This window comes from Sphingomonas rustica (assembly GCF_039652585.1).
In the GTDB taxonomy this organism is placed as follows: domain Bacteria; phylum Pseudomonadota; class Alphaproteobacteria; order Sphingomonadales; family Sphingomonadaceae; genus Sphingomonas; species Sphingomonas rustica.
This window is the reverse complement of record NZ_JBDIZK010000007.1, coordinates 1-23,023: the sequence shown is the minus strand read 5'-3', so window position 1 is coordinate 23,023 and position 23,023 is coordinate 1. Positions and strand designations below refer to the sequence as shown.

At 65.5% G+C, this 23,023-nt stretch carries 24 protein-coding genes; 10 read left to right on the top strand and 14 right to left on the bottom strand.

The annotated features are described in order from the left end of the window. Nucleotides 1-25: 25 nt before the first annotated feature. Nucleotides 26-787, top strand: a complete 762-nt coding sequence (locus TPR58_RS12465) for an isocitrate lyase/PEP mutase family protein (protein ID WP_346247003.1) — start codon at nt 26-28, stop codon at nt 785-787. A gap of 70 nt (nt 788-857) precedes the next feature. Here TPR58_RS12465 and TPR58_RS12460 read toward each other — a convergent pair whose 3' ends face one another. The 10 genes from TPR58_RS12460 to TPR58_RS12415 all read right to left on the bottom strand — a co-directional run bounded on the left by TPR58_RS12460 (nt 858) and on the right by TPR58_RS12415 (nt 10,986). Continuing rightward, the gene (locus tag TPR58_RS12460; RefSeq protein ID WP_346247002.1) at nt 858-1,301 is read right to left on the bottom strand and encodes a hypothetical protein; all 444 of its coding nucleotides are present in this window, start codon (nt 1,299-1,301) and stop codon (nt 858-860) included. A 26-nt stretch (nt 1,302-1,327) separates the two neighbouring features. Next, nucleotides 1,328-1,921 (bottom strand): YwqG family protein, encoded by a 594-nt coding sequence (locus tag TPR58_RS12455; protein WP_346247001.1) that lies wholly within the window; start codon nt 1,919-1,921, stop codon nt 1,328-1,330. 6 nt (nt 1,922-1,927) lie between these two features. Further along, on the bottom strand, nt 1,928-2,224 hold the full coding sequence (locus TPR58_RS12450; protein WP_346247000.1) for a hypothetical protein: 297 nt from the start codon (nt 2,222-2,224) through the stop codon (nt 1,928-1,930). Beyond that, nucleotides 2,221-2,769: a DUF4303 domain-containing protein gene (locus TPR58_RS12445; protein WP_346246999.1), complete on the bottom strand. Its 549-nt coding sequence runs from the start codon at nt 2,767-2,769 to the stop codon at nt 2,221-2,223. The genes TPR58_RS12450 and TPR58_RS12445 overlap by 4 nt, the downstream gene beginning before the upstream one ends. 27 nt (nt 2,770-2,796) lie before the next feature. Continuing rightward, a complete protein-coding gene (locus TPR58_RS12440) occupies nt 2,797-3,381 on the bottom strand; it encodes a hypothetical protein (protein WP_346246998.1) in 585 nt (194 codons plus the stop codon). Between the two features lie 13 nt (nt 3,382-3,394). Beyond that, a complete protein-coding gene (locus TPR58_RS12435; RefSeq protein ID WP_346246997.1) occupies nt 3,395-7,885 on the bottom strand; it encodes an RHS repeat-associated core domain-containing protein in 4,491 nt (1,496 codons plus the stop codon). Continuing rightward, on the bottom strand, nt 7,882-8,301 hold the full coding sequence (locus TPR58_RS12430; RefSeq protein WP_346246996.1) for a DcrB-related protein: 420 nt from the start codon (nt 8,299-8,301) through the stop codon (nt 7,882-7,884). Before TPR58_RS12430 ends, TPR58_RS12435 begins: the two co-directional genes overlap by 4 nt. A gap of 202 nt (nt 8,302-8,503) precedes the next feature. Beyond that, nucleotides 8,504-8,815: a DUF3297 family protein gene (locus TPR58_RS12425; protein WP_346246995.1), complete on the bottom strand. Its 312-nt coding sequence runs from the start codon at nt 8,813-8,815 to the stop codon at nt 8,504-8,506. A 25-nt stretch (nt 8,816-8,840) separates the two neighbouring features. After that, nucleotides 8,841-10,517 carry an FAD-dependent oxidoreductase gene (locus TPR58_RS12420; RefSeq protein WP_346246994.1) on the bottom strand — a complete coding sequence of 559 codons (1,677 nt, stop codon included), beginning with the start codon at nt 10,515-10,517 and terminating at the stop codon, nt 8,841-8,843. 91 nt (nt 10,518-10,608) lie between these two features. After that, complete coding sequence (locus TPR58_RS12415; RefSeq protein ID WP_346246993.1) at nt 10,609-10,986, bottom strand: hypothetical protein; 378 nt, start codon at nt 10,984-10,986, stop codon at nt 10,609-10,611. A 147-nt stretch (nt 10,987-11,133) separates the two neighbouring features. Here TPR58_RS12415 and TPR58_RS12410 point away from each other — a divergent pair, with 147 nt between their 5' ends. Beyond that, nucleotides 11,134-11,532, top strand: a complete 399-nt coding sequence (locus TPR58_RS12410; protein WP_346246992.1) for an EVE domain-containing protein — start codon at nt 11,134-11,136, stop codon at nt 11,530-11,532. A 154-nt stretch (nt 11,533-11,686) separates the two neighbouring features. On the opposite strand, the gene recF is transcribed toward TPR58_RS12410, so the two are convergent. Beyond that, complete coding sequence (gene recF / locus TPR58_RS12405) at nt 11,687-12,766, bottom strand: DNA replication/repair protein RecF (RefSeq protein WP_346246991.1); 1,080 nt, start codon at nt 12,764-12,766, stop codon at nt 11,687-11,689. Between the two features lie 642 nt (nt 12,767-13,408). Between recF and TPR58_RS12400 the strand changes: the two genes are divergently transcribed. Beyond that, nucleotides 13,409-13,768 (top strand): ArsR/SmtB family transcription factor, encoded by a 360-nt coding sequence (locus TPR58_RS12400; protein ID WP_346246990.1) that lies wholly within the window; start codon nt 13,409-13,411, stop codon nt 13,766-13,768. Further along, complete coding sequence (locus TPR58_RS12395) at nt 13,749-14,252, top strand: SRPBCC domain-containing protein (RefSeq protein ID WP_346246989.1); 504 nt, start codon at nt 13,749-13,751, stop codon at nt 14,250-14,252. Before TPR58_RS12400 ends, TPR58_RS12395 begins: the two co-directional genes overlap by 20 nt. A 333-nt stretch (nt 14,253-14,585) precedes the next feature. On the opposite strand, the gene TPR58_RS12390 is transcribed toward TPR58_RS12395, so the two are convergent. Further along, on the bottom strand, nt 14,586-15,392 hold the full coding sequence (locus tag TPR58_RS12390) for a Coq4 family protein (RefSeq protein WP_346246988.1): 807 nt from the start codon (nt 15,390-15,392) through the stop codon (nt 14,586-14,588). Nucleotides 15,393-15,829: 437 nt separating this feature from the next. Between TPR58_RS12390 and TPR58_RS12385 the strand changes: the two genes are divergently transcribed. Continuing rightward, nucleotides 15,830-16,252: a hypothetical protein gene (locus TPR58_RS12385; RefSeq protein ID WP_346246987.1), complete on the top strand. Its 423-nt coding sequence runs from the start codon at nt 15,830-15,832 to the stop codon at nt 16,250-16,252. Between the two features lie 61 nt (nt 16,253-16,313). Here the strand turns inward: TPR58_RS12385 and TPR58_RS12380 are convergent, their stop codons facing one another. After that, complete coding sequence (locus tag TPR58_RS12380; protein WP_346246986.1) at nt 16,314-16,877, bottom strand: TMEM165/GDT1 family protein; 564 nt, start codon at nt 16,875-16,877, stop codon at nt 16,314-16,316. Between the two features lie 344 nt (nt 16,878-17,221). On the opposite strand from TPR58_RS12380, the gene TPR58_RS12375 reads away from it, so the two are divergent. The 3 genes from TPR58_RS12375 to TPR58_RS12365 all read left to right on the top strand — a co-directional run bounded on the left by TPR58_RS12375 (nt 17,222) and on the right by TPR58_RS12365 (nt 19,077). Continuing rightward, complete coding sequence (locus TPR58_RS12375; protein WP_346246985.1) at nt 17,222-17,689, top strand: hypothetical protein; 468 nt, start codon at nt 17,222-17,224, stop codon at nt 17,687-17,689. Nucleotides 17,690-17,779: 90 nt separating this feature from the next. Further along, complete coding sequence (locus tag TPR58_RS12370; RefSeq protein WP_346246984.1) at nt 17,780-18,388, top strand: TetR/AcrR family transcriptional regulator; 609 nt, start codon at nt 17,780-17,782, stop codon at nt 18,386-18,388. Then, nucleotides 18,385-19,077, top strand: a complete 693-nt coding sequence (locus tag TPR58_RS12365; protein WP_346246983.1) for an NnrU family protein — start codon at nt 18,385-18,387, stop codon at nt 19,075-19,077. Before TPR58_RS12370 ends, TPR58_RS12365 begins: the two co-directional genes overlap by 4 nt. Nucleotides 19,078-19,271: 194 nt before the next feature. Here the strand turns inward: TPR58_RS12365 and TPR58_RS12360 are convergent, their stop codons facing one another. Next, entirely contained in the window at nt 19,272-19,865 is a 594-nt protein-coding gene (locus tag TPR58_RS12360) for a histidine phosphatase family protein (protein WP_346246982.1), read from the bottom strand. A gap of 159 nt (nt 19,866-20,024) precedes the next feature. Here TPR58_RS12360 and TPR58_RS12355 point away from each other — a divergent pair, with 159 nt between their 5' ends. Beyond that, nucleotides 20,025-21,188, top strand: coding sequence for an HD domain-containing protein (locus TPR58_RS12355; protein ID WP_346246981.1), 1,164 nt, complete (start codon nt 20,025-20,027; stop codon nt 21,186-21,188). Then, nucleotides 21,160-22,092 (top strand): nucleotidyltransferase family protein, encoded by a 933-nt coding sequence (locus TPR58_RS12350; protein ID WP_346246980.1) that lies wholly within the window; start codon nt 21,160-21,162, stop codon nt 22,090-22,092. Before TPR58_RS12355 ends, TPR58_RS12350 begins: the two co-directional genes overlap by 29 nt. Nucleotides 22,093-23,023: the final 931 nt, after the last annotated feature.

Below are 23,023 nucleotides of genomic sequence, written 5' to 3'. Positions count from 1 at the left end.
CATTGACGGAACAAAGGGGTGGGTCATGTCCAGCAAGTTCAGCCGTTTCGCCGCGCTTCACGTGCCGGGCGATCCGGTCATCCTGTTCAACGTCTGGGATGCGGGCACTGCCCGGATCGCCGCCCGTGCGGGGGCGAAGGCGATCGCGACGGGCAGCGCCTCGGTCGCGGCCGCCCATGGCTGTGACGATGCGGAGGCGCTGCCGATCGCGCTCGCCATCGCCAATGCGGAGCGGGTGGCCAGGGCGACCGACCTGCCCGTCTCGATCGATTTCGAGGGGGGCTATTCGCCCGATCCCGATCTGGCCGCCGCCCATGCCGGACGGCTTGCGGCGACCGGGGCTATCGGCTGCAATTTCGAGGATCAGGTGATCGGCGGCACCGGCCCGCGCCGGATGCACGCGATCGACGACCAGGCTGCGCGCATCGCCGCGATCCGCTGGGAAGTCGGGCCCAATTTCTTCATCAATGCCCGGACCGACCATTTCCTGATCGCACCGCGCGAAACGCATGACCGGGCGCTGGCCGACGCCGCGATCGAACGCAGCCACGCCTATGCCGAGGCCGGCGCCAGCGGCTTCTTCGTCCCCGGCCTGGCCGACCTCCACCTGCTCGAACGCATCTGCAAGGCCGCGCCGCTCCCGGTCAATTTCATGGCCTTCCCCGGCGCCCCCGATGCCCGCGCCGTCGCATCCACCGGAGTCGCCCGCATCAGCCACGGCCCCTTCCCGCACATGACCGCGATGAAGGCCTTCGAGGACGCCGCGCGGGCCGCGTTCGCGGGGTGAGGGCCGGCCAGCAGGGCATAGGGAGCATTGGAGCGCGTCCAAATCCGAGAGCAACCCACCCCCACAAGCCTCAAGGCACCAAATCCGCCCGCATCAACGTGATCCGCACAATCTCACCCCCGCCGATCCGATACTGGACATGCACCGCATAGCCGTCCCGAGCGAACCGGTCCCACGCGCCGCTCGGGCCGAAAATCACATTGTCGGTCTCCTGTCCGCTCTTCGATGGCGCGCCAAAACCCGCCAGCACCTCGGCGCGACCCCATGACGCCGCCAGATCGCCCAGCCCCTGCGCAAACGCATCTCCGGCACCGCACCCGACAAAGATCGTGCCGACCCGATCCTCCGCATCCGCGCTGACATCGACCCCCTCGGCACAGACATAGTCGATGACCGGCGCATCCAGATCGTCATCCACCGTCCGGTCGAACGACCATCCGCTGAACGGCGGATCGGCCAGCAGAGCGGCCGCCGGCCCGCCCAGATACCGGGCAAGCGTCTCGGTCGAGATCATAAGCGTGCTCTCCTCACCAACCGGCCCTATGCCGACTGCTCGATCGTACGGACCGCCGGCCCGTTCGCTTCGACGAACACATAGAGCTGCGCCTCGTCATGCCGCAGATCGGCCAGGTCAAACTGACCGACGAAGACCATCGGCTTGCTATTCTCGAACGGCCAGACCGCATCCTGCAGCCAGTTCGGCCGCTTCTTCAGGCAGCGAAAGTCCTCCGCGATCCGCGCCTTGGCCATTTTCAGGCGCGCGGCGCGCGATGCGCCCGGCGGAAACGCATCGATCAGCCGACCAATATAGTCGCCCGGCAGGACAAGCCACGAAGGCGCGGCATCCAGCACGATCCCGAAATTCTCACCCGCCGCCGCATCGACGCGATGCTCGATGCCCAGCGCCGTCAGATATCCGGACATCGCATCGCGAATGTCGAGATCCGCTCCGGCCGATGCCGCATTCTGGTGCATCATGAAGAGGAAGAGATTGTCGTGATCGCTATGGGCCGGCACCGACACCGCCTCCTCCAGCAATTCCTGCAGCGGCAGGTCGACCATCACATCATCATAGAATTGCTTCAGCGGAATCTTGCCGCCGACATAGGCGATGATCTTTTCGACCGGCGTCATATGACCTCAGAGTTCGCCCAGCAGAAATCGGGCCGCAGCCGCGCTCATCGCGGGATCACGCGCCGCCAGCACGACCCGCTGCACCTCATCGCGAGCCTCGGCCGTGATCTCGAAATCGTCGTCGACCGTCCAAGGCAGTTCGGCTCCGCCCGGATAGCCATTGGCATTGATCGCACCGGCCAGTTCGGCGCCGAACACAGCCCCGGGCACCGCCGGATCATCAGCAGCCTGCTCAAGCTTGACCGGAAGCTCCGCCTCCGCTGCCACCGCCATCAGCGCGTCGAGAGCGGTGCGGTAATTCACCCTGCCTCGTCATAGCGGCGCAGAAACGGCTCGGACAGTTCAGGCGGATTGAGTCGCGTGGCGGACCGGTCCTCGACCTCGATCGTCTCTTCGCTGTCGGTGATCGTCACGAACAACGTCACGCCCTGCAGCGCCTGTTCCCGCTCGGAGCGCAGCGTGGCCAGGGCATCGACCATCGCATCGATCAGATGCTCGAAATAGGTTTCGAAGCCGCCCTCGGGATCTTCCACTTCTTCGGAGAGATCCTGCTCGATCCGCTTGAAATGCTCCCATCCCGTCATCTCGTGCCGCCATTCGGCGGAGTTCCACCGCAGATAGGCATCGTAGCTCTCGTCCAGATCGCCGGCCTCCTCCGCCTCGGCGCGCTTTTCCGCATAGCCTTCCTCGGTGTTGGCACACAGGCCGACGCTCATCCCGCCATCGTCGGTCTGAAGGCAGATCGCGTACAGCCGCTCGCCGTCGAGCGAGCCCAGCAACTCGTCGAGCGCCAAGAGCGTCGATGCGTAGAACGCGTCAGGAGTCGGGTGAAAGGCGATCTCGGCCATAACACGCAGGAAAGGTCGCCTGGACCTCTAGATTTCTCCTAACAGGAACCGGGCTGCAGCATCACGCACTTGCGGATCGGCATCCGCCAAGACCTTGCTTCGCACTTCTTCGCGTGTCGCCGCTGCAATCTCGAAATTGTCGTCGAAAAGGTTGCCCCCGCGATCCACGATGAAGAAATTCAACCAGGCGGCCAGCATATTGAAGAATGCCGGCAGGTCGGCGGCGATACGATGATGCGTCCAGCGACCCTCGCCGTGCTTGGCGAAGCTGATGCTCCCGTCGCCGGCGATGCTCACGGGATTGGCCGACCAGTCCGCGATCGCATATCGGTCTTCACCCCAATCCTTCGACGGCTCCCCGCTATTGGCATCCGCACGATAGCCTGCTTGCTGCTCTTCCAATTCGTCGAGACCATAAATGTACAGGTCTTCGACTATCCAGGGAATCTCGGCACTCCCGGGATATCCTGCCGCCCCGATCTCATCCGCCAGATCGTCTCCGAATACGGTCCGATGGAAACCGGCATCGGCGTCCGGGGTTTCCAGATCGATCGGGGTCTCCGCCTCGTCGCCGGCTTGCACGAGAGCTTCGACTGCCTCGGTGTACGTCACCCTGATTCTCCTACTAACATCCCGCGCGGAAGCGTCGCAGCATTTCGACACGATCGATCAGGCGACCCTTCGTGCTGTTCTGCCAGCTGCCTCGGTGACCTTGTTTACTGTACAGGTGGTCGTTGGGAAGGCCGCGGCGACCATTCTTCAGGAAGCGGATGTTGCGCGGATCCCCCTCCCAGTCGGGCGCCGTCGCCGCATTGTTGATATGGTGGCCGGTGAATCCGCGGACCTTGCCGGTCTTCAACAACTCACGCCGCTGTGCTGCGGTCCAGTTGACGGTGCCGCGCCCCGTTTCCTGTACCAGAAGGCGCTCCTGCGCCCAGGCGCGCGAAATACCCGTGGAGTAGGCGCCGGGTTGCGGGGTGAGTGATGGATGCTTCGGATAGGTAACAGTGCCCGGTGCATCCTGGAGGCCTTCGGGGTCGAACCAGGCCAGCGGATCGTGCACATAGGCATGCGTCCGCAAGCCGCCATCGATCCCGATCGGATCAGGCGAGAGATATTGGCCAGTCTCAGGATCGTAATAGCGATTCAGATTATAGTGGAGCCCGCTTTCCTCATCCGCCCACTGACCGGGGAAGCGGAGCGAACATGGCGCGACATCGCCGGATTCGTCCGCTTGCCGGTCGCGCAGCAATTCGCGTGCGGTTCGCGCGCGCCCCCATAACTCCGCCTCACATTCCCACAGCAATTCGCCTTCCGCAGAAAACAGCGCGCGTGGCGCCCCGATCTGGTCGGCGACCATGGGCTGCAATTGTGCCGCCGCCGCGTCCGGCGTGCCATCTTCGCCCGCAGGCAACAACTCCCTGGCCAACGGACGAAGACCGTCCTGCTCGTAGTGCCAGCGCTCGATGCGCAGGCTGCCGGTGCTCGCGCCGCCATTGCCCTCGTCACGATCCGTGCCGCGGTGCCACGCCTCCGCCAGCGTCTGGCCTTGCCACACATAATCGACGCGGCGCGGTTCTGCGCCCGCGACCAGCGACTTCGCCACGCGCCGCCCGAACGCATCGTAGCTGTAGCGCCAGCGCACACCCTCCGGAGTTTCGAGCTCGGTGAGGCGATCGAACCCGTCCCAGCGATAGCGCCAGTGCCGCGGGCGGAAGCCGTCCTGCGACAGCACCCGCTCGATCATCCGTCCTCGCGCGTCATAGCGGAAGCGGTTTGGTCCCGCCTCGACAACGCAGTCCTGCCAGTAGCGATGCTCGCCAGCCAGACCTTCGGCCAGGTTCATCAGCGCATCGTAGCGATAAGTCTCGCGGGCGCCGGGGCGCTCGACCGACAGGGTCTGATCGCGCCGGTCATGGTGATAGCGGGTCTCGCCGCGAGTACCCGACCTGCCGCTTTCGGCTGTGCCGGCCAAGCGCCCGACCTGATCCCAATGATAATGGCGCGTGAGCGTGTCAGGCTGCGGCCGATCAGGCGTGAAGGGCGCAACGCCACCGGCGCGTTGCTCCGCGATCCTGCCGGCCGGATCATAGCGTTGCTGAAGCTGGAACGCGGTCGGTGTGCCGATTGCCGCAAGTTCACGCAGCGTTTCGAGCCCGCTTGCATCATGCGTGAAGCGCAGCACCTGACCATTGCTTTCGTAGCGGCTCAGTTGTCCGGCTTCGTCGAACGCCAGCGCGGTCTCGCCGCTGGGGCTCGATCGCCCGACGCACCGACCCGCATCGTCATATCGATAGCTGACGGCGACACCGTTCTGCGTTTCACTGACGAGCCGTCCCTTTTCGTCGAAAACGAGCGAGACCTCGGCCACCTCGGTCGGGACGCCGTCTGCCAGCACCCAGCTGGTCGCGCCCGTCAGCCGGTCCAGCTCGTCATAGCGATAGGTGATCGCATCATCGCCGGCGATGACTCTAATGATGCGATCGCGCGCGTCCCATTCGAACTGCTGATCCGCACCGTCCGGCATCCGTCGCGCGAGCAAGCGTCCGAGCACGTCCCGCTGGTATCGCGTCTCGCGTCCCGCCCAGTCGATCTGCGCAAGCAGACGCCCCGCCGGGTCATAATGGAACTGCCACGACTGTCCGGCCGCGTTGGTGATCGCGGTGAGGCGCCCCGCCCCGTCGTAACCAAACTGCGTCGTGGCGCCCAACGGGTCGACGACCTGACGCAAGGTATCGAAGGAACCGTAATGATAACGCGTCGCCTGACCGTCCCCACGCAGGCGCGCGACCAGCTGCCCCTCCGCATCATAGGCAAAACGCATCTCGTTGCCGTCGGCCGTGCGCGCGGCGCTGACGGATCCCAGCGGATTTTCGGACGAGCGCTGATAGGACCAACTGCTGGACCGGCCCACCGGATCAGTGACCGAGACGAGCCTGCCCATCCGGTCCCAGGCCTGACGGGTCAGCCGGCCGCCGGGGTCTTGTTGAACGACCGGACGGCCTGCGGCGTCCGTTTCCCAAAGCGTCTCGCCCACCCCGGCGACACGTTCGCGGACAAGCGCTCCCCGTTCATCATAGTCGGCCGTCCCGGACGTACCGTCCAGAGTCCAACCAACGATGTTACCGCGATCGTCGCGCCTCCAGCTCGACCGCTCTTCGCCATCGCTGAACGCAACCAGCGCGCCCCAGCGATCATAGGACCAGCTCGTGCTACGGCCCGCCCAATCGGTTTCGCCGATCAGCCTGCCGTCACCATCATAGGCGTAACGCGTCTCGCGCCCCGCCGGATCGATCCGGCGCTGCAGCCGCTCCAGCGAATCCCATTCGCTGATCGTGACCGCGCCAAGGGGATCGACCTCCTCGGTGACCATCCCGTCCTGGTTGTAGGTGAAGCTGAACACCGCGCCGGTCGCGTCGATATAACGCGATCGCCGCTCCTCGGGATAATAGAGGAAGCGGTCGTTGAACATGCCGTCGCCGGTCTCGGTCCCGACGACGCGGCCAGCGGGATCATAGGCGAGCGACACCTGGGTCGGGCCGCTGTCGCGCCAGGCGTTCAGCCATCCCTCGCGCGTATAGCGATAATGGCGCTCGCCGGTGAAGGTCCCGATCGCGTCGGTCAGATATCCGTTCGCATCATAGACGTAGCGCACCACCGGCTCCGCCTCACCGTCCATCCGCAATGCGGTCAGCAGGCCCAAGCCGTTGGTTTCGACGCGAAACACCGTTCCGTCGGCATGGCGGATCGCGACCAGATAGCCCCGGCCGTCTCGCTGAAAGTCGATCCGGTTGCCGTTGCGGTCCTCATACCCCACCATCTCCAATCGGGCGGGATCGGCGACCGGGGCGAATAGCAGGAATTGCTGGGTCCGGCTGTCGAACAGCCGCATCCGGTCGCGTGTGCCGGTCAGGTGGTAATAGGGCGCTTTGAGATGGCGGGCGTCGATCCGCGGCGTATCCCCGATCGCGAACAGCAGCCGTTGGCCTCCGGCATCCTCGAGCAAAACGGTGCCGGCTGCTGCATCCAGGGTCAGCCGCTGTGACCAGTTGCAGATCCAGCGCGGGCCCAACAGACCCTCGACCTGCATCTTGCCCGGATAGGCGCGCTCCAGCCGGAGTGGCAGGATGCCAGGATACTCGAAATCGGTGCGGTAATCGGCATAGTCGCCCGTGACAATATCGACCGGTTCGCCGAACAAGTTGCGCAGCTTGCCATCGACCAGCCCGCCCTGCCGGACGGCCGACCGCATGCCGATCACCTCGACTGCCGACAGCAACAGCTGCTCGGCAACCGAGAATTCGGCATCCGCGGTGCCGTACACCCCGGTGGTGTCATCCCCCAGGACGGTCTCGCACCCTTCCTGGATGACCGCGTCGCAGGACAGCTTGTGCCCGATCCGCGCCATGGGCAGGCCGTTGATCAGGATCGTCTCGCTGCCCTCGATGATCTGCGACGGCGGCGTCCCCGGGTGCTTGGTGCAGGCGGCGGTATCGGTGACGCGCGCCGCCGGCTGCCCCTCGAACAGGACGTTGGGCGATCCGCTGCTGATCGGGCCCGACAGCGTTGCGGTCTTGGCGCCGGCCCCGGCGATCGCGCTGGTGACGAAGCCGCCGACCGCACCCGCGCCGAACGCCACCGCCGCGCCGACCAGCGGCGCCGCCATGCCCGCAGTGCCGATGATCGCCGCTGCGCTGACCGCGACGATCGCGCCCACGACGATGCCGGCCACGATACCGGCAAGCAGCCCGGCAAAGGCGTTGCTGTGCGCGATCTGATGCTTCAGCCGCGCGGCATTCTTGCCCGGCCCGGCCAGCCGCTTCGCACCGAATTGCTGCGCGACCCAGAAGGCACCTTCGTCGGCATGGACCTTCTCCGCAACCCAGGCGCCGGCCATCGCGCCCGCCAGCGGCGCCGCGATCCGGCCGGCAAAGCATTTGAGCGCAGTCAGGCCGCCGGTCGAAGCGGCGGTATAGGCGCCGCCGGCGACGATCCCGGCCGACGCGACATGGCCGCCCGTCGCGATGGCGGACACGGTGCCCGCATTGCTGTTCGCCGCGGTCCGCTCACGCAGATCGCGCAGCTTTTCCTCGGCGCTGGGCTCGGGTTGGGTCACTCGGCGAAGGTGAAGGACATGATCGCGGAGATCAGTGCCTTGCGGGTCTCGTCTTCGGGACCGCCGGGGATCGAACCGGTGAAGGTGAGCACCCGGTTCTGGTCATGCAGCACCATCGCCATGATCTGGTGGACCGGCTTGCCATCCGTCCGCCAGCCCATCTCCATCAGCTGCGCCTCGCGCCCGCCGATCGCCCCGGTGGTGTCGGAGAGCATTTCGAAATCGGCGAGCTGGGCGCCGAAATTCTGGCGTTGCTGGACGACATAATCCTGGAAGGTCATGCCGAGCGGCAGGCGGTCGCGCGAAATGACCAGGTTCGATCCCTGGACCTGCGACTCCTGCGGCAACAGCACGTTGATGCTCTGATCGTGCCAGGCCGAGTTCAGCGAAAGCGTGCCTTCAGCGATTCGATACACGATCCTGCATCTCCACTGTTCCGACTGCCGCTTGATTACCGTTCAAGCCCGGAAATGCCCACCGGTTTCTGGCGAAGTTCATCGTCCGCAACAGCCTGTCTGCCGCGAATGTCAGCTTCATGACGGTGGGTTCTTGCGCATTACGTGCGCATAACGCGCCGGCGCCCGGTGGCGATCCATGCCGGGCGGCCGGCGGCGCGGATTACTCCGCGTCGGGCGTGGCTGCCTCGTCCTCACCCTTTGCGGCGTCGTGCTCCGCCCCTTCGGCATCCACCGCGGGCGATTCGAACCAGGCCTCGACCGGGCCGTTCAGGGTGAGGGTCAGCGGATTGCCCTTGCGGTCCATCTTCTTGCCGACCTGGACCTTGATCCAGCCTTCGCTGATCGAATATTCCTCCACGTCACGGCGCTGCACGCCCTTGAAGCGGATGCCGATGCCGCGCATCAGCGTCGGCTCGTCGAAATGGGGGCTCTTCGGATTGACCGAGAGGCGGTCGGGAGGGGTATCGCTCATGCGCGCCCCTTTGCCGCAAAGCGGGTCAGGCGGGCAAGCCCTCCGCTTCACGCTGGCGCATCTCCAGATAGCGGTGGATGGTCGACACCACGACCGATCCCTCGCCCACGCCCGATGCGACGCGCTTGATCGATCCCGAGCGCACGTCGCCGACCGCGAAGATGCCCGGCCGCGACGAACAGAAGGGCGAGGCGCCGTTGCCGGTGACAACGAACCCTTGCGCGTCCAGTTCGACGCAGTCGCCCAGCCAGTCGGTATTGGGCTCGGCGCCGATCATCACGAACAGGCCGCCGACCGCCAGTTCCTGCTCCTTGCCCGACCGTTCGCGCCAGCGCAGCCGCTCGAGATGCTTGCCGCCGGCGACCTCGGTCACCTGGCAATAGGGGTGGAGCGTGATCCGGTCGGATGCCTCGATCCGTTCGATCAGGTAGCGCGACATGGTCGCCGCCAGTCCCTCGCCGCGGACCAGGATATGGACGTGGCGGACATGGCGCGACAGGAACATCGCCGCCTGCCCCGCCGAATTGCCGCCGCCGACCACGACGACGTCGGTGCCGGCGCACAGTCCGGCCTCCATCGCGGTTGCGGCGTAATAGATACCGTTGCCCTCCAGCCGGTCATAGTCGGGCAGGTCGAGCTTGCGATAGCGCGCGCCGGTCGCGACCACGATCGATCGGGCGCGGACCGAGCGGCCGTCGTCCAGCGCGACGCGGAAGGCGTCGGACTGGCAGTCGAGCGCCGCGGCGCCGCGTGACACCAGCAGCTGCGCGCCGAACTTCTGCGCCTGCACCTGCGCGCGGCCGGCCAGCGCCTGGCCCGAAATGCCGGTGGGGAAGCCCAGGTAATTCTCGATCTTCGAGCTGGTGCCCGCCTGGCCGCCGGGGGCGATCGCCTCGATCACCACCGTATCCAGTCCTTCGGACGCGCCATAGACCGCGGCGGCCAGCCCCGCGGGACCAGCGCCGACCACGAGCAGGTCGTGGAGCTGCGCCTCGTCGATCGCGACGCTGAGGCCCAGCGCATCGGCCAGCTCGGCGTTGCTGGGGTTGCGCAGCGGATGGCCCTGCGCAACCACCACCGGCAGGTCGGCATCGGTCAGCTCGAAACAGTCGAGAAAGCCGCGCGCGTCGACATCGCTCTCGGTGTCGATGCGGCGATGGGGATAGCCGTTGCGGGTCAGGAAGGTCTCGATCCGCACGCTGCTGGCCGAATGGCCGGGGCCGACCAGGGTGACGCCGCCCTGGCCGTGGAGCATCAGCCCGACGCGGCGCAGGATGAAGGCGCGCATGATGATCTCGCCGATATCGGGCTCGGCCGCGATCATCCGGCGGAAGTCGTCGCGCCGGATCCGTGCGACCCGGCTGCCGGGCAGCGCGCGGCCGGTGACCAGGATCTTGCGGTCGTTGAACAGGTCGAGTTCGCCGGTGAACTGGCCGGGCACATGGGTGTGGACGACGTGGAACTGGCCGCAGTCATCCTCATCGAGAATCTCGATGCCGCCGGCCAGGCACAGGAAGAAATCGACGCTGCGCTGCCCGCGCTCGAACAGCATCGCTCCGTCGGGCAGGTCCTCGGCAGTGCCGAAGGCGGCGACGCGGGCCGACATCTCGTCGGAGAGGACCGGGAAGGTCTGGGCGACCCGCAGATAGGGGTCGGACGGGTCGAGGCCCGGCGCGGCTGCGGGGGAGCGGGTGTCGGTCATGCGCGCACCCTATCGGCGCGCATGGGCCGGCGCGAGTCGTACCTAAGGATGAGGGCGCGGAACCCGAAGGTCCCGCGCCCCGAGGCCCGACTCAGCAGTAGCGGACCAGCACGCGGCGGCCGATATAGGGATCGTAGACGCGGCGGACGCGGCAATCGTCATAGCCGCGGTAGCGGCGGTAATTGTCGCGGTACCAATAGCCGTTGGTCGGGTAATAGCCGCGGTCGCGATAATAGCGGCGGTCATAGTCGTAACGGCGGTCGTAATAGTCGTAGCCGCGGTCACGGTCGCTGGCCAGCGCCGCGCCGATGGCGATGCCGGCGATGCCGGCCACCAGCGCTTCGCCGCCGCGGTCGCGGTCGCGATAGTAGTGGCGGTAGCGCTGGGCATCCGCCGGCGCCGCCGCGGCCGTCAGCGCGGTGACGCCGAGGACGGCGCCGAGTGCGACCTTCGTGCCAAGATTCAACATGACAGTCCTCCTCGAGTTTCGACTGCCCCGCTCGCTTGCCTGACAAAACGCGCAGAGCCGGGCGCAGGTTCACCGGATACGCCCGCGCGCCTGAACCGGATCGGAATCGGGTGTTCATGCGCGGTTTAGGACGCTAGTCGGGCGGGCATGCGATACTGGCTGCTGCGCTCCGAACCCGATGTCTATGGCTGGGACGACCTGATCAAGGAGGGGTCGACCGAATGGAACGGAGTGCGCAACTATACCGCGCGCAATTTCCTGAAGGAGATGGCGCCGGGTGACCAGGCGCTGTTCTACCATTCGAACACCGAGAAGGCGGCGGTGGGGATCATGGAGATCACCCGCGCCTGGCAGCCCGACGGCGACGACGGGAAGTGGGCCAGCGTCGCGGTGAAGCCGGTGCGCAAGCTGAACAAGCCGGTGCCGCTGGCCGACATCAAGGCCGAGCCGCGGCTGAAGGAGCTCGAGATGATCCGCCAGTCGCGCCTGTCGGTGACCCCGGTTCGCGACGCCGAATGGAAGGTGCTGCTGGAGATGGGCGCGTAATGCGACACGAAACGGCGATTCCGGCAAACTAGAACCGAGCAAAATCAGGACGATAGCGACTCGGCGCAGGAAATTTCCTACGCGGTCGCAGCGGACGGGGATCGGGCGGACAGGCGGGCGCATGCCCGGCTTGTGACACGCAAGCGGCGCGCGATCAGTCGATCATCACAGTGCCGTGGTCGACCCGGTAGCGGGTCGCCGCGCCGGGGACGGTGTCGAACAGGGCCGCCTCGGTCCCCGTCATCCACACCTGCCCCTTGCCCGCGAGCCGGTCGAACAGCGCGGCGCGGCGTCCGGGGTCGAGATGCGCCGCGACCTCGTCGAGCAGCAGCACCGGGGCGCGGCCGGTGCGGTCGGCGACCAGATCGGCATGGGCGAGGACGAGGCCGAGCAGCAGCGCCTTCTGCTCGCCGGTCGAGCAGAGATGCGCGGGCTGGTCCTTGGCGAGATGGGTGACGATCAGGTCGGCGCGGTGCGGCCCGGCCAGCGCGCGGCCCGCGGCGGCATCGCGCCGGCGCCCCTCGGCCAGCGCGCGGGCAAGGTCGGGCGCGGTCCCGCTCCAGCCGTCGAGCCGCAGCCCGGCGCGCGCGAACGCCCCCTCGGGCTGGGTCAGGATCGCTGCGGCCAGCCGGTCGACCGTGTCGCGGCGGGCAGCGTCGATCGCGGCGCCATGCTCGGCCATGCGCGCCTCGAGCGCGGCGAGCCAGGCGGGATCGGGCGCCGCATCCTCGGCCAGGATGCGGTTGCGCTGGCGCATCGCCGCGTCATAGCGGGTCGCGTGGCCGGCATGGCCGGGATGCAGCGCCAGCGTCAGCCGGTCGAGGAAGCGGCGGCGATCGCCCGGCGCCTCGACGAACAGCCGGTCCATTGCAGGCGTGAGCCACAGGATGGTGAGCCATTCGGCCAGCGCGGTCGCGGCGGCCGCGGTGCCATTGACCCGCACCAGCCGCCGCTCGGGCGCGCGCGGCTCGGTCCCCGTGCCGATCTCGCCCCCGCCCTGTGCCGCATCCAGCCGGGCCGCGACCCCGAAACCGCCGGACCCGCCCTGGCGCGCCATGTCCGACAGCGCCGCGCGGCGCAGCCCGCGGCCGGGGGCGAGCAGCGACACCGCCTCGAGCACATTGGTCTTGCCCGCGCCATTCTCTCCGGTGAGCACGACGAAGCCGGGGCCGGGTTCGAGCACGGCGTCCGCGTGGTTGCGGAAATCGGTGAGGACGAGACGGGTCAGGGCCATGCGGGACCGTTCCTAGCCGGGCGGGGGGCGCAGGGCTACCGGGGGCGGGAGTCGCGGGGCGGGGTTGGGTTGCATGAGGTGGGCGCGGCGCTTGGGGCGTCGGGGAAATTTTTGCGCACAAAGTCACGAAGGCACGAAGGAAGAAGATGGGTTGTCGCGCAGAGGCGCGGAGGCGCGGAGGGGTTTTGGCTGGGCCTTGTGGTGGGGCTTGATCGGGTCGGCGTGGACAGGTTCGCCTGGCGGATCGGAGCGTCGCATGGACGATCAGCGGTCGTAACCCGGCCGCAGTGCCGGGGTCTACCCCGCCTCCATCCTGCCGCCTGGAGCGGAGGGCGCCGTTGCCTGGAACCGCGTAGCGTCGCGAGCGGTGTGGGACCGCTTTACCTGCTCGTCACCGCCGAGGCCGCAGGCTTTCAGGGAGGAGCGAGGGGAAGCGGGTGCCGTGGAACCTCCCGGTTCGGGATGGAGGAGGGGTGGGCCCCGGCACTTCGGCCGGGGCGACGGGTAGATCGGGGGGTCTCGGCTTGGTGAGGTTACCCTCCCCTCGACGTTGATCCCCATTCCCCGGAGCCGCAGGCTTCTGGGGAGGAGATCTGAGACGCGGCTTGCGTATCCCGTGAAAGGCGCTTAACACTGAACCATATGGTTCAGTATTCCGCCTCGGCGCTCGACCTGTCCTTTGCGGCGCTGTCCGATGCGACGCGGCGGGGGATCATCGATCGGCTGGGGCGCGGGGAGGCGTCGATCACGCATCTTGCCGATGCGTTCGGGATGACGCTGACCGGGATGAAGAAGCACGTCCAGATCCTCGAGCGGGCGGGCCTGGTGGTCACGCACAAGGTCGGACGGGTGCGCAGTTGCAGGCTCGGGGCCGGCGGCCTGAAGGCGGAGGCCGAGTGGATCGAGCTGCATCGCAGGCTGTTCGAGGACCGGTTCGACGCGCTGGATGCCATTCTTGTCGAGATGAAACAGGAGGAACGCGATGACCCAGCCGGACGATAGCGCAGGCGCTGCGCGATACCCAACGACCGTCGAGCGCAGGGGCGAGCGCGAGCTGGTCGTGACGCGCGTGTTCGATGCGCCGCCGGAGCTCGTGTACCGCGCGTGGAGCGTGTCCGACCTGTTCCGGCGCTGGTGGATGCCGAAGTCGGTGACGGGCGTCACGCTGGTCGGGTGCGACATGGATGTGCGAACCGGCGGCACCTATCGGCTGGAATTCAGTGCGGGCGGCGCAGACACGATGGCCTTTTACGGCAAGTATCTGGAGGCCGTGCCGAACGCGCGGATCGTGTGGACCAATGACGAGGGCGAGGACGGCGCGGTGACGACGGTGACGTTCGAGGCGCAGGGCGACGGGACGCTGCTGACGTTCCACGAAGCCTATCCGTCGGCGCAGGCGCTGGAGGAGGCGCTGCAGGGCTCGGCGGCGGGGTTGCCGGAGCAGTTCGGGCAGCTGGACGGGATGCTGGCGGAGATGGGGGCGTAGTTGGGTGGGCTCGCACGAAGACACGAAGGTGGGTTGTTCGCGCAGAGACGCGGAGGCGCAGAGGGGGTGCGTTCGAGCTCGAGGTTGGGTGACGGGTTAGATGAGCTCGACTTTCTCCTCCCCAGGAGCCTGCGGCTCCGGGGGAGGGGGACCGCGATGCGTAGCATCGTGGTGGAGGGGGCTGCTGGGGTTTAGGGGTGGCAGTGGCCGCCACGGCTGTTGTGGACCCCCTCCACCATTCGCTGCGCGATGAACAGGTGAGATTGCCGGGGGCAATCTCACCTGTTCATCCCCCTCCCCCGGATGCGCAGCATCCTGGGGAGGAGAGTGCGGTCAGATACCTTTCAAGCCCGCGGCTTCCAGGCGTTGCTGGGCGATCCTGTATCCGGGGGCCGGGGCGATGTTCAGGCGCTGGCGGGCGGCCTCCAGGGGTTCGGCCATCAGCTTTTCATAATCCTCGGCATGGAGCCAGGCGGCGCGCTTGCCGTTGCGATAGCCTTCGATGACGGCCTTGAGGAAAGCCGTCTCGCGGGTGACGCGCAGGCTTTTCAGGGCGGCGCCCATCGCGATGAAGCCCCAGCCGAGGCCGCCGGTCTGGGCGTAGGAGAAGGCGACGAGGCAGGCTTCGCCCAGATGCTCGTCGGCCTTGTAGCCGGTCAGGATGTGCCACAGGTCGTGGATGTCGCGTTCGCGGCGGCCCATCCAGGCATAGGGATGCTCGACATCGCCCTGGAACGCGCCCTCGGCCATGCTGATCTCGGCCAGGCCGTCGGCGGAATAGCCGGTGGCGTCGAGGAAGCTGCGATAGGCGCCGCCGACCGTCCCCTCGGCAAAGCCGTCGATCCAGGCCCGGTCGCCCAGGCGCCGGGCGAGTTCGACCCGGCGATAGGCAAGCGCGCCGCCGGCGGGGATCGTCAGCAGCTTGCGATAGGAACGCTGGGTCACGTCGCCGTTCAGCGCGCGCATGATGCGGAAGACCTGGGCAGTGTCGTCGCCATTGGCGAGCAGCTTGCCCAGCGCATTGAGCGCGGTGCCCCATTCGCGCCGGAGCGGGATGCCGGGGTTCAGCGCCTCGGCAGGCGGCGTCGCCGCCGGCTGGGCCGTCGTGGGGCGCTGGGTCGGGGCAAGTTGCGTGGCCATGGGATCACCGAATCACTACTGACAATGATGTAAGTAGCACGAGTTGCGGGCTAAGGCAATTGGGGGGTTGTGCGGGGGTTACGGGTGCAACGGTTTGGGCGCGGTGGACGCGCGCAGCAAGTGCCACTCCCGCTTGCGGGAGGGGTTACAGTATGAGGTGCGCTTGTGGACAGGCCCTCCCAGTCGCCGGGTGGACAGCCCCCGGCTGTCCAGGTCAAGCCGGGGGCTTGACCGTGCCCGGCAACTCCCTCCCGCAAGCGGGAGGGAGTTAGAGTCGCAGCACCTGGTCGGCTGGCCCGCCTCTCCCTCCGGAGCGAGGATCTGAATGTGGCCAGGCTTCGCATCGTTGAAGGGAACCCGCGGGACGCTATAGGGGTATAGCACGGGGTGCCGCGAGCGCGATTCCCGCGTGGACGCGGCACGGATGGGGAGCCTTCATGAAGAAATTTGCCTCGGTACTGGCTGCGGCCGCGACCTTTTGTCTTGCGGCGCCGGTGATGGCGCAGGACGACGTCATCTCGATCCTGCTCGGCAAGACCGACGAGGTCTTCGCCAGCAAGGGGTTCAAGCCGACCGGATGGACCCAGCGCGGGACGCTGGCCAATGGCGGGTCGAAGACGTTCAAGCTCACGCTGGCCGGCGACGGCCCCTATGCGGTGATCGGGATGTGCGACACCGATTGCGAGGACGTGAACCTGGTGATCAGCGACGCCAGCGGCGCCGAGGTCGACAAGGACGTCGAGACCGATGACGCGCCGATCGTGCTGCTGGAAAAGCCGGGCACCTATTCGGTCAGGATCGACATGAAGGCGTGCAAGACCGACAGCTGCGACTATGGCATGCGCGCGTTCACGCAGTAAGACTGGAAGGACCGGGCGCGCCGCGTGAGCGACGCGCCCGGCCTTGCGCCCGGCGCCCCGATCAGCGCAGCGCCTCCACCAGCGTCCAGATGCCGATCGCGACGAACAGCGCGGCGGCGATGCGGTGGACCAGGGTCAGGTCGATCTTCCTGAGCAGCCTGTCGCCCATCCACACCACGGGTCCGTTGGCGAGCATCATGCCGAGCGTGGTGCCCATCGTCACTGCGACGACATTGTCGAACCGCGCGCCCAGCGCGACGGTGGCGATCTGGGTCTTGTCGCCCATCTCGACGAAGAAGAAGGCGACCAGCGTGGTCAGGAAGGCGCCGTAGCGCGGCAGCTTCGCATCCTCGTCATCGAGTTTGTCCGGGATCAGGGTCCAGGCGCCCATCGCGATGAACGACAGGCCGATCGCGACCGCGAACCATCGGCTTTCGAGGAATCCCGAAGCCAGCGTGCCGACCAGTGCGGCGAGGAAGTGATTGGCCAGCGTCGCGGCGAAGATGCCGGCGATGATCGGCCAGGGGCGGCGAAACTTCACCGCAAGCAGGATGGCGAGCAGCTGGGTCTTGTCGCCGATCTCGGCAAGCGCGACGAGGCCGAGCGAGGTGAAGAAGGCTTCCATGGGATCTGGTTCCGGGGGTCGGGCGGCGGACGAACGACAGCAACGACCCTCCCGCCCGACCATGAGCGGAAAGCCGTTGCCATCGGTCTCGCCTGGGATGCGGCGGGCCGTGCGGCCCTCCCCATCCCTGCTGCGCCATGGTGTCTCCACCAAGTATGTTGACGCAGGCAATCCGCCCGGATGCGGGCGGCGGGCTACTCCCCGAATGACGCCGGCCGGATAGCGGCGGGGGTCGCGGGGGTCAATATGATCGACCCACAAAACTGATCTATCCTAGCTTTTCCGGCCCGGTATCGAACGCGGTGTCCATCGCGACCGCGGCGCGATAGCAAGGGCACTCCTCGATGATGGACGGTGTCATGCGCGCGATCATGCCGACCCTTGCCGCCCTTGCCCTTGCCGCCCTTGCCCTTGCCGGATGCGACCCGGGCCTTGGGACCGAAGAAGATTATAGCGTGCCGCCGTCCGAGGTGGGCACCGTCCAGATCTTCTCGCCGGAGCACCGCCTGCCGTCCTCGGCGAAGAATGTCCGGATCCACCGCAGGCATTTCCAGGATACGGTCCTGTTCGTCCGGTTCGACGCGCCGCCGGACGATGCCCGTGCCTTTGCCGAGCGGCTGACCGGGCAGAAGCTGCGCGCCGGCGAAGGCGATGTGTCGAGCTGGGGACGCGGGCTCGGCTGGTGGATCGATCGCTATCCGGAACAGGGAAAAGGCGCGGTGGGCACGATCGGCGCCAACGCCACGGCCCGCGTCGTCGTGCACCCAGGCACGCCCGACGCCACGGTGTGGATTTTCGCAAGCCAGGGGTAAGATCGGCGCAGAGCCGCCTAAGCGTCGAAACCCCATGTTGACACCGTCAACACGACGCAATATTGACGCCGTCAACATGGAGGCGATGCGATGACCTATCATCATGGCGATGCCCGTGCGGCGCTGATCGCGGCGGCGGGGGAGTGGCTGGAGGAGGTCGGCGCGGCGGGGCTGTCGCTGCGCGGGGTGGCGGAGCGGGCCGGGCTGTCGCGGCAGGCGCCCTATAATCATTTCGCCGACAAGGAAGCCATGCTGGCGGTGCTGGCGGCGCAGGGGTTCGAGCGGCTGGCGGCGGCGGTGCGTGCGGCGAGCGGATGGCGCGCGGGCGTGGCGGCACTGGCGGCGGCGGGGGAGGCCTATATCGGCTTTGCCCAGGCGCGCCCTGCCCTGTTCCGGCTGATGTTCGCGCGCGAGCTGGTCGACATCGCCCGCTTTCCCGAGGCGGCGGCGGCGGCCGGGGACGCGCTGGCGGCGCTGACGCAGGTGGTCGCTGGGCTGTGCCCGGCGGCGCGGGTGGCCGACGTCAGCCTGGCGGCATGGTCGATCGTCCATGGCTATGCCACGCTGACCAACGAGGCGGGGATCGAGCCCCCGGCGCGGCGGACGGCGCGGGCGCGGCAGTTTGCGGAGATCGTCGCGGCATCGGCAAGGACGGCGGCGGACGGGACCAACACTCGATCACGGGAGCACGGAGCATGAGCGGACTGGCGGCAGTTGCGGGCGGCGTGATCGCCTTCGTCGGAACCCATTTCTTGTTGTCGCACCCGCTGCGCCGACCCATCGCCGGCGCGATCGGGGAGAAGGCGTTTCTGGGCGTCTATTCGCTGGTCGCGTTCGCGACTTTGGGTGCGACGATATGGGCCTATCGCGCGGCCGAAGTCACCGCGCCCTTATGGCTGGTGGGCGACGGGTTGTGGGCAGTGGCGACGGCGGTGATGCTGGTGGCGTCGATCCTGATGCTGGGCTCGCTGGTGCGCAATCCGGCGCTGCCCGGCGCCGAGGACCAGGCGGCGACCGCCGAGGCGAAGGGCGTCTATGCCGTCACCCGCCACCCGATGATGTGGGCGTTCGCGCTGTGGGGCGTGGCGCATATCCTGGTCTATCCGATCGCCAAGAACCTGATCCTGTCGGGCGGGATCATCGTGCTGGCGCTGGTCGGCGCGGCGTTGCAGGACCGCAAGAAGGCAGCGGCAGCGCCGCAGGCCTGGCCGGCCTGGGAAGCGCGGACCAGCTACCTCCCCTTCGCCGCGATCCTGGCCGGGCGGGCGCGGTTCGGCGGGTTCGGGATGCATGCGATCGGCGGCGGCGTGGTGCTGTGGCTGGTAGCGACCTGGGCGCATATCCCGCTGGCCGGGTGGGCTGCGGGGGTTTGGCGGTGGGTGGGGTGATGGTGGGCGGCGGGTGCTTTGCGCCCCAAGAACAGTCATTCGCCGGGCCAGCGACCGTTCCCTAAAGCGCCCTTTATTAAGATGGCGCCGACGGACGCACGTGGTGTTTGTATCGATAGGGCCACGATAAAGCAATTTTTGTTCACCGTGGCGAGAAAAGGGTTGCTCAGTGAAGTAGCCAAGCACATCGGACGCTAGTCGGCGACGGCCTCTCCGAAGTAAGAAGGCCGGACATCGTAGCGTTCCATATTTGCCCCAGCACGGAAATCGAGTACGCTCACAGAAGCGTGACCAACCGCGGCAAGGGTGCCGGCCGGCACGCCGAGTATGATTTTCGTGATCGCCCGAATGACGCCACTGTGCGTTACGAGAAGTACCTGACCTGGTATGACCGAGAGGCGGGCGAGACTGGCACGCAGGCGAGCCTCGAACGCCGACCAAGATTCGCCACCCGGAGGAGTGTGCTCACCCGAGCGCCAGCGGAAATAGGCCTTATCTTCGCTGGCCATGAGGTCGTCGATGAGACACCCGCTCCATCTGCCTACATCAAATTCGCGCCACGAACGATCCGGCTGCGCTGTGGTGTACCCCGCGAGCCATGCGGTTTCGCGTGTCCGCGCCAGGTCCGAGCAGAAGGCGGATTTGAACTGAGTGTCCCGCAGATATCGCCCTAAAGCGATGGCCTGTTCACGGCCAAGAGCCGACAGTGGCCGGTCCGCATGACCCTGCAGCCGTCGTTCGGCATTCCAATCGGTCTGCGCATGTCGAACGAGGAAAAGCTGTTCCACCCATACCCTCAAGCCAATTTTTGCCTCGTTCGGCGCATGCCCCTTAGAGGCGGTTCACGCAATCGTAGTTGCGACGCATCGGATCGCACGAGCCAACTTATCGCATTATGATGGCCTATGCCGTACGGGCTGCGTACACTCCTTCGGCATATGTGAATCATGGCCGATGCGCGGCGCGTAGATATGGCCGGGGAAAAATTAGTGAACCTGCACGCATCACCCAACTTTGGACCGGCGACCGGGGGGATAAATGTCGAAGAGCTGCAACCCTATGATTATATGCAACCGGTTGGAAACAGCGATGCATCAGACGATCCGCTATTCCACGAACTCGTAACTACCGCCGCGTTCAAACGTTTGGCGGACATCCGCTTTCTGGGCGGCATCGACTATTTCCTCGTCCGCTATCCCAATGGCGCCCCGGGAAATCGCCGCTACACACGTTTGCAGCATAGTCTGGGCGTCGCCAGACTGGCCAAGCTCTACGCTGAGATCAAGGGGCTTAGCCAGAAGGAAGGTCGTCTCGCTTGGACCGCGGCACTTCTTCATGATGTTGGACACGCCCCCTTGTCTCACACACTAGAAGGTGCGTTTAAACGTGCATTCGGTATTGATCACCATATTGCCGGCGCTGACATCATCCTGGGCCGCTCACCCCATGGTCGCGAGATAACCAATATCCTGCTGGCATATGGTCTCGACCCCGAAGAGGTGCTTGCGATAGCAAGCGGCGAGCAGGATCCTTTCGATGATTTTTTCAGCGGTCCGATCAACTTCGACACGATCGAGGGAATCTTGCGATCGTGGATGTATGTTAGGCCGCATCCGAACATGCTTAGCCCGGAGAAGGTTGTCCTAGCTTCGATACATCGGGCTACACCCGCCGACATGCGGACCGTGGACAACTTCTGGGAATATAAGGATCACGCATATCGGCTTATCGTACGTTCCGAATTTGGCGTTGCGTCCGATTATCTGTGCGAAGCTATTGTCTCAAGCAACATATTTCGCCTTGAGCGTAATGACTATTTCTTGACTGAAAGACAGATATTTAGAAAGATTCCCGACCTCAAGAGACTGCTTCTCAAATTCGAACTGCGCTCACGAGCCATTCACAATAAGACGCAGGAAATAGCATACAAAGCGCGATTTTTTTCGGTAGATCGGCGGTTTGACTTCTACTCCCGGGACGATAAGGCTCGATACACGCAGCGGAAGGAGGATAGGGTGATGAGGGCGCCCGATCCCACCACTGCCGACAGTTTTCCTCGCCCCTCGCTGCCGGCGTCATTTTATGAGCTCGACTTACGAGAAGACTACTGAGACTTCCAACGCGGCCCTGAGGGCGCTGCGTAAATCCCTCACACCGATCGTCCCGGCCAGTGCGGTCGCGCTTACGTGCGGATCGTATGCTCGGCGTGAAGCGACGATCGGCTCTGACCTGGATTTTTACGTCCTCGTTCCCGATCTTGAACAAGCTGATCCCGCGTGGTTCGGCGATGCAAAGACCGCTATCACTCATGTCGTCAGTAAGCCACCAGCTGCTGACGGCGCGTTCGAGTCCCTTATTCGCAAAGATGAAATTCTCGCGAATTTCGGTGGTGACAAGGACGTCAACAAGACGATTACGAGAAGGATGCTATACCTTCTTGAAGGAGAGTATTTGACCAACGAGGTAGAGTTCAAGGACATAAGGCGCAAGATTATCGCGCGCTACGTATCGGAAACGCGCGAAGACCATCACATTGCCCAGTATCTACTGAACGATATCATTCGGTATTGGCGAACAATTACAGTAGATTATGCTTTCAAGACCCAAGAGGCGAACAAGCCGTGGGCAATCCGCAATATCAAACTTGTATTCTCACGCAAGCTTATCTACGCAAGCGGCCTCTTCAGTGTTGCGATGACCGCTGACCGAAGTCAGCAAGCGAAGATCGAAATCCTCGAAGAACTGTTCTCTATGACGCCGTTGGACCGAATGACGCATATCTGCGGCGAGAGCCGTACGCGCGAACTGTTAAACAGCTACAACATCTTTCTTAGCCGGATTGACGACGAGACCTCGCGTCAGCACCTTGAGGCCCTATCGAAGAAGGATCGCGACACAGACGAGACCTTCCGGGAACTGAAGAATGAGGGCTACCGCTTCGCAAGCGAACTACTGATGGCTTTCGAGAAGACGTTCCATTCGACCCATCCCATCCACCGGGCGGTAGTTTTTTAGGCTCTGGATGCCCGATCGCTCGGCGAAGGGAATTAGGATCCGCGTATCAACGAAAGTAACGCCGCGCTTTGCTAAGAGTCCGTTTTGAAATGCGCCTGTTGGCGCATTGCGGTGCCGGCGCGCTCCCCCACCCGACCACCCACAGAATACTGCCGTTGGGTGGTCGGGTGGGGAGCGGGCCGGTGCCGCCTTGAAAATCGCTCTTTCGCGATTTTCCAAACAGTCTCTAAGACAGAGAGAAAAACGCAACCTGGCGAAAAAGGTCAATCCACTCGTGCCACTCGCTTCGGCACATTACGACGAGGTGCCGGACGACACATAAAGAAATATCGCGTAGTCTCTATCTCCCAACAATAAGCAGGGATGGGCGCCCTATAGAATTTCTTGAAATAGCCCGGCTCTCACTCGCAATGATTAAAGAAGAATTCCCTGCGCAGACGGCGCTGCTCCAACTTGAATGACGCCGTTTATCAACCATTGGTCTGGCCACCGTCGATGAGTCCCCATCGCCAGCATGATTCCGCGCTGAGGAAGATCAACTCCAAACTTGTGCCGCATCCAGTCGAGGGCCTGGGCCTCTGATCCGAACTCATGACGCCGACGCAGGAAGGTCGCCTCAGTTTCCCAGTCTTGGCACGTTCCGGTGTGCTCGCCATCGTCGTCTCGGTAGGTGTATTTGAAGGAGTAAGGCGATGCCTCTGTCGAGACATTTTCCGACAACTGGAACATGTCCCCCTGCGCCCGGATCGCCTTGCGACTAGCAAGTTCTCGGCCGAGTTCTTCCTCCGATCGTCGGACGATATCGAAAGTAAGCGAGGTCTGAAGGCCGCCTTGCGGGCGGGGCCATCGACGGGCTGATAGCCGCTCTTTGAGCGGGGCGGTGATGTCGGACGAGATCGGGTTAGCTGACGATGGAGCGAGTAGTCATACG

Bases quoted from the DNA above. Each gene is read 5' to 3' on its own strand.
- TPR58_RS12370 (WP_346246984.1), top strand. From the start codon at position 17,780: ATGACCTATCATCATGGCGATGCCCGTGCGGCGCTGATCGCGGCGGCG.
- TPR58_RS12420 (WP_346246994.1), bottom strand. From the start codon at position 10,517: ATGACCGACACCCGCTCCCCCGCAGCCGCGCCGGGCCTCGACCCGTCC.
- TPR58_RS12445 (WP_346246999.1), bottom strand. From the start codon at position 2,769: ATGGCCGAGATCGCCTTTCACCCGACTCCTGACGCGTTCTACGCATCG.
- TPR58_RS12415 (WP_346246993.1), bottom strand. From the start codon at position 10,986: ATGTTGAATCTTGGCACGAAGGTCGCACTCGGCGCCGTCCTCGGCGTC.
- TPR58_RS12395 (WP_346246989.1), top strand. From the start codon at position 13,749: ATGACCCAGCCGGACGATAGCGCAGGCGCTGCGCGATACCCAACGACC.
- TPR58_RS12355 (WP_346246981.1), top strand. From the start codon at position 20,025: ATGGCCGATGCGCGGCGCGTAGATATGGCCGGGGAAAAATTAGTGAAC.
- recF (WP_346246991.1), bottom strand. From the start codon at position 12,766: ATGGCCCTGACCCGTCTCGTCCTCACCGATTTCCGCAACCACGCGGAC.
- TPR58_RS12365 (WP_346246983.1), top strand. From the start codon at position 18,385: ATGAGCGGACTGGCGGCAGTTGCGGGCGGCGTGATCGCCTTCGTCGGA.
- TPR58_RS12390 (WP_346246988.1), bottom strand. From the start codon at position 15,392: ATGGCCACGCAACTTGCCCCGACCCAGCGCCCCACGACGGCCCAGCCG.
- TPR58_RS12460 (WP_346247002.1), bottom strand. From the start codon at position 1,301: ATGATCTCGACCGAGACGCTTGCCCGGTATCTGGGCGGGCCGGCGGCC.
- TPR58_RS12400 (WP_346246990.1), top strand. From the start codon at position 13,409: ATGGTTCAGTATTCCGCCTCGGCGCTCGACCTGTCCTTTGCGGCGCTG.
- TPR58_RS12350 (WP_346246980.1), top strand. From the start codon at position 21,160: ATGAGCTCGACTTACGAGAAGACTACTGAGACTTCCAACGCGGCCCTG.
- TPR58_RS12425 (WP_346246995.1), bottom strand. From the start codon at position 8,815: ATGAGCGATACCCCTCCCGACCGCCTCTCGGTCAATCCGAAGAGCCCC.
- TPR58_RS12375 (WP_346246985.1), top strand. From the start codon at position 17,222: ATGATGGACGGTGTCATGCGCGCGATCATGCCGACCCTTGCCGCCCTT.
- TPR58_RS12410 (WP_346246992.1), top strand. From the start codon at position 11,134: ATGCGATACTGGCTGCTGCGCTCCGAACCCGATGTCTATGGCTGGGAC.
- TPR58_RS12385 (WP_346246987.1), top strand. From the start codon at position 15,830: ATGAAGAAATTTGCCTCGGTACTGGCTGCGGCCGCGACCTTTTGTCTT.
- TPR58_RS12380 (WP_346246986.1), bottom strand. From the start codon at position 16,877: ATGGAAGCCTTCTTCACCTCGCTCGGCCTCGTCGCGCTTGCCGAGATC.
- TPR58_RS12455 (WP_346247001.1), bottom strand. From the start codon at position 1,921: ATGACGCCGGTCGAAAAGATCATCGCCTATGTCGGCGGCAAGATTCCG.
- TPR58_RS12465 (WP_346247003.1), top strand. From the start codon at position 26: ATGTCCAGCAAGTTCAGCCGTTTCGCCGCGCTTCACGTGCCGGGCGAT.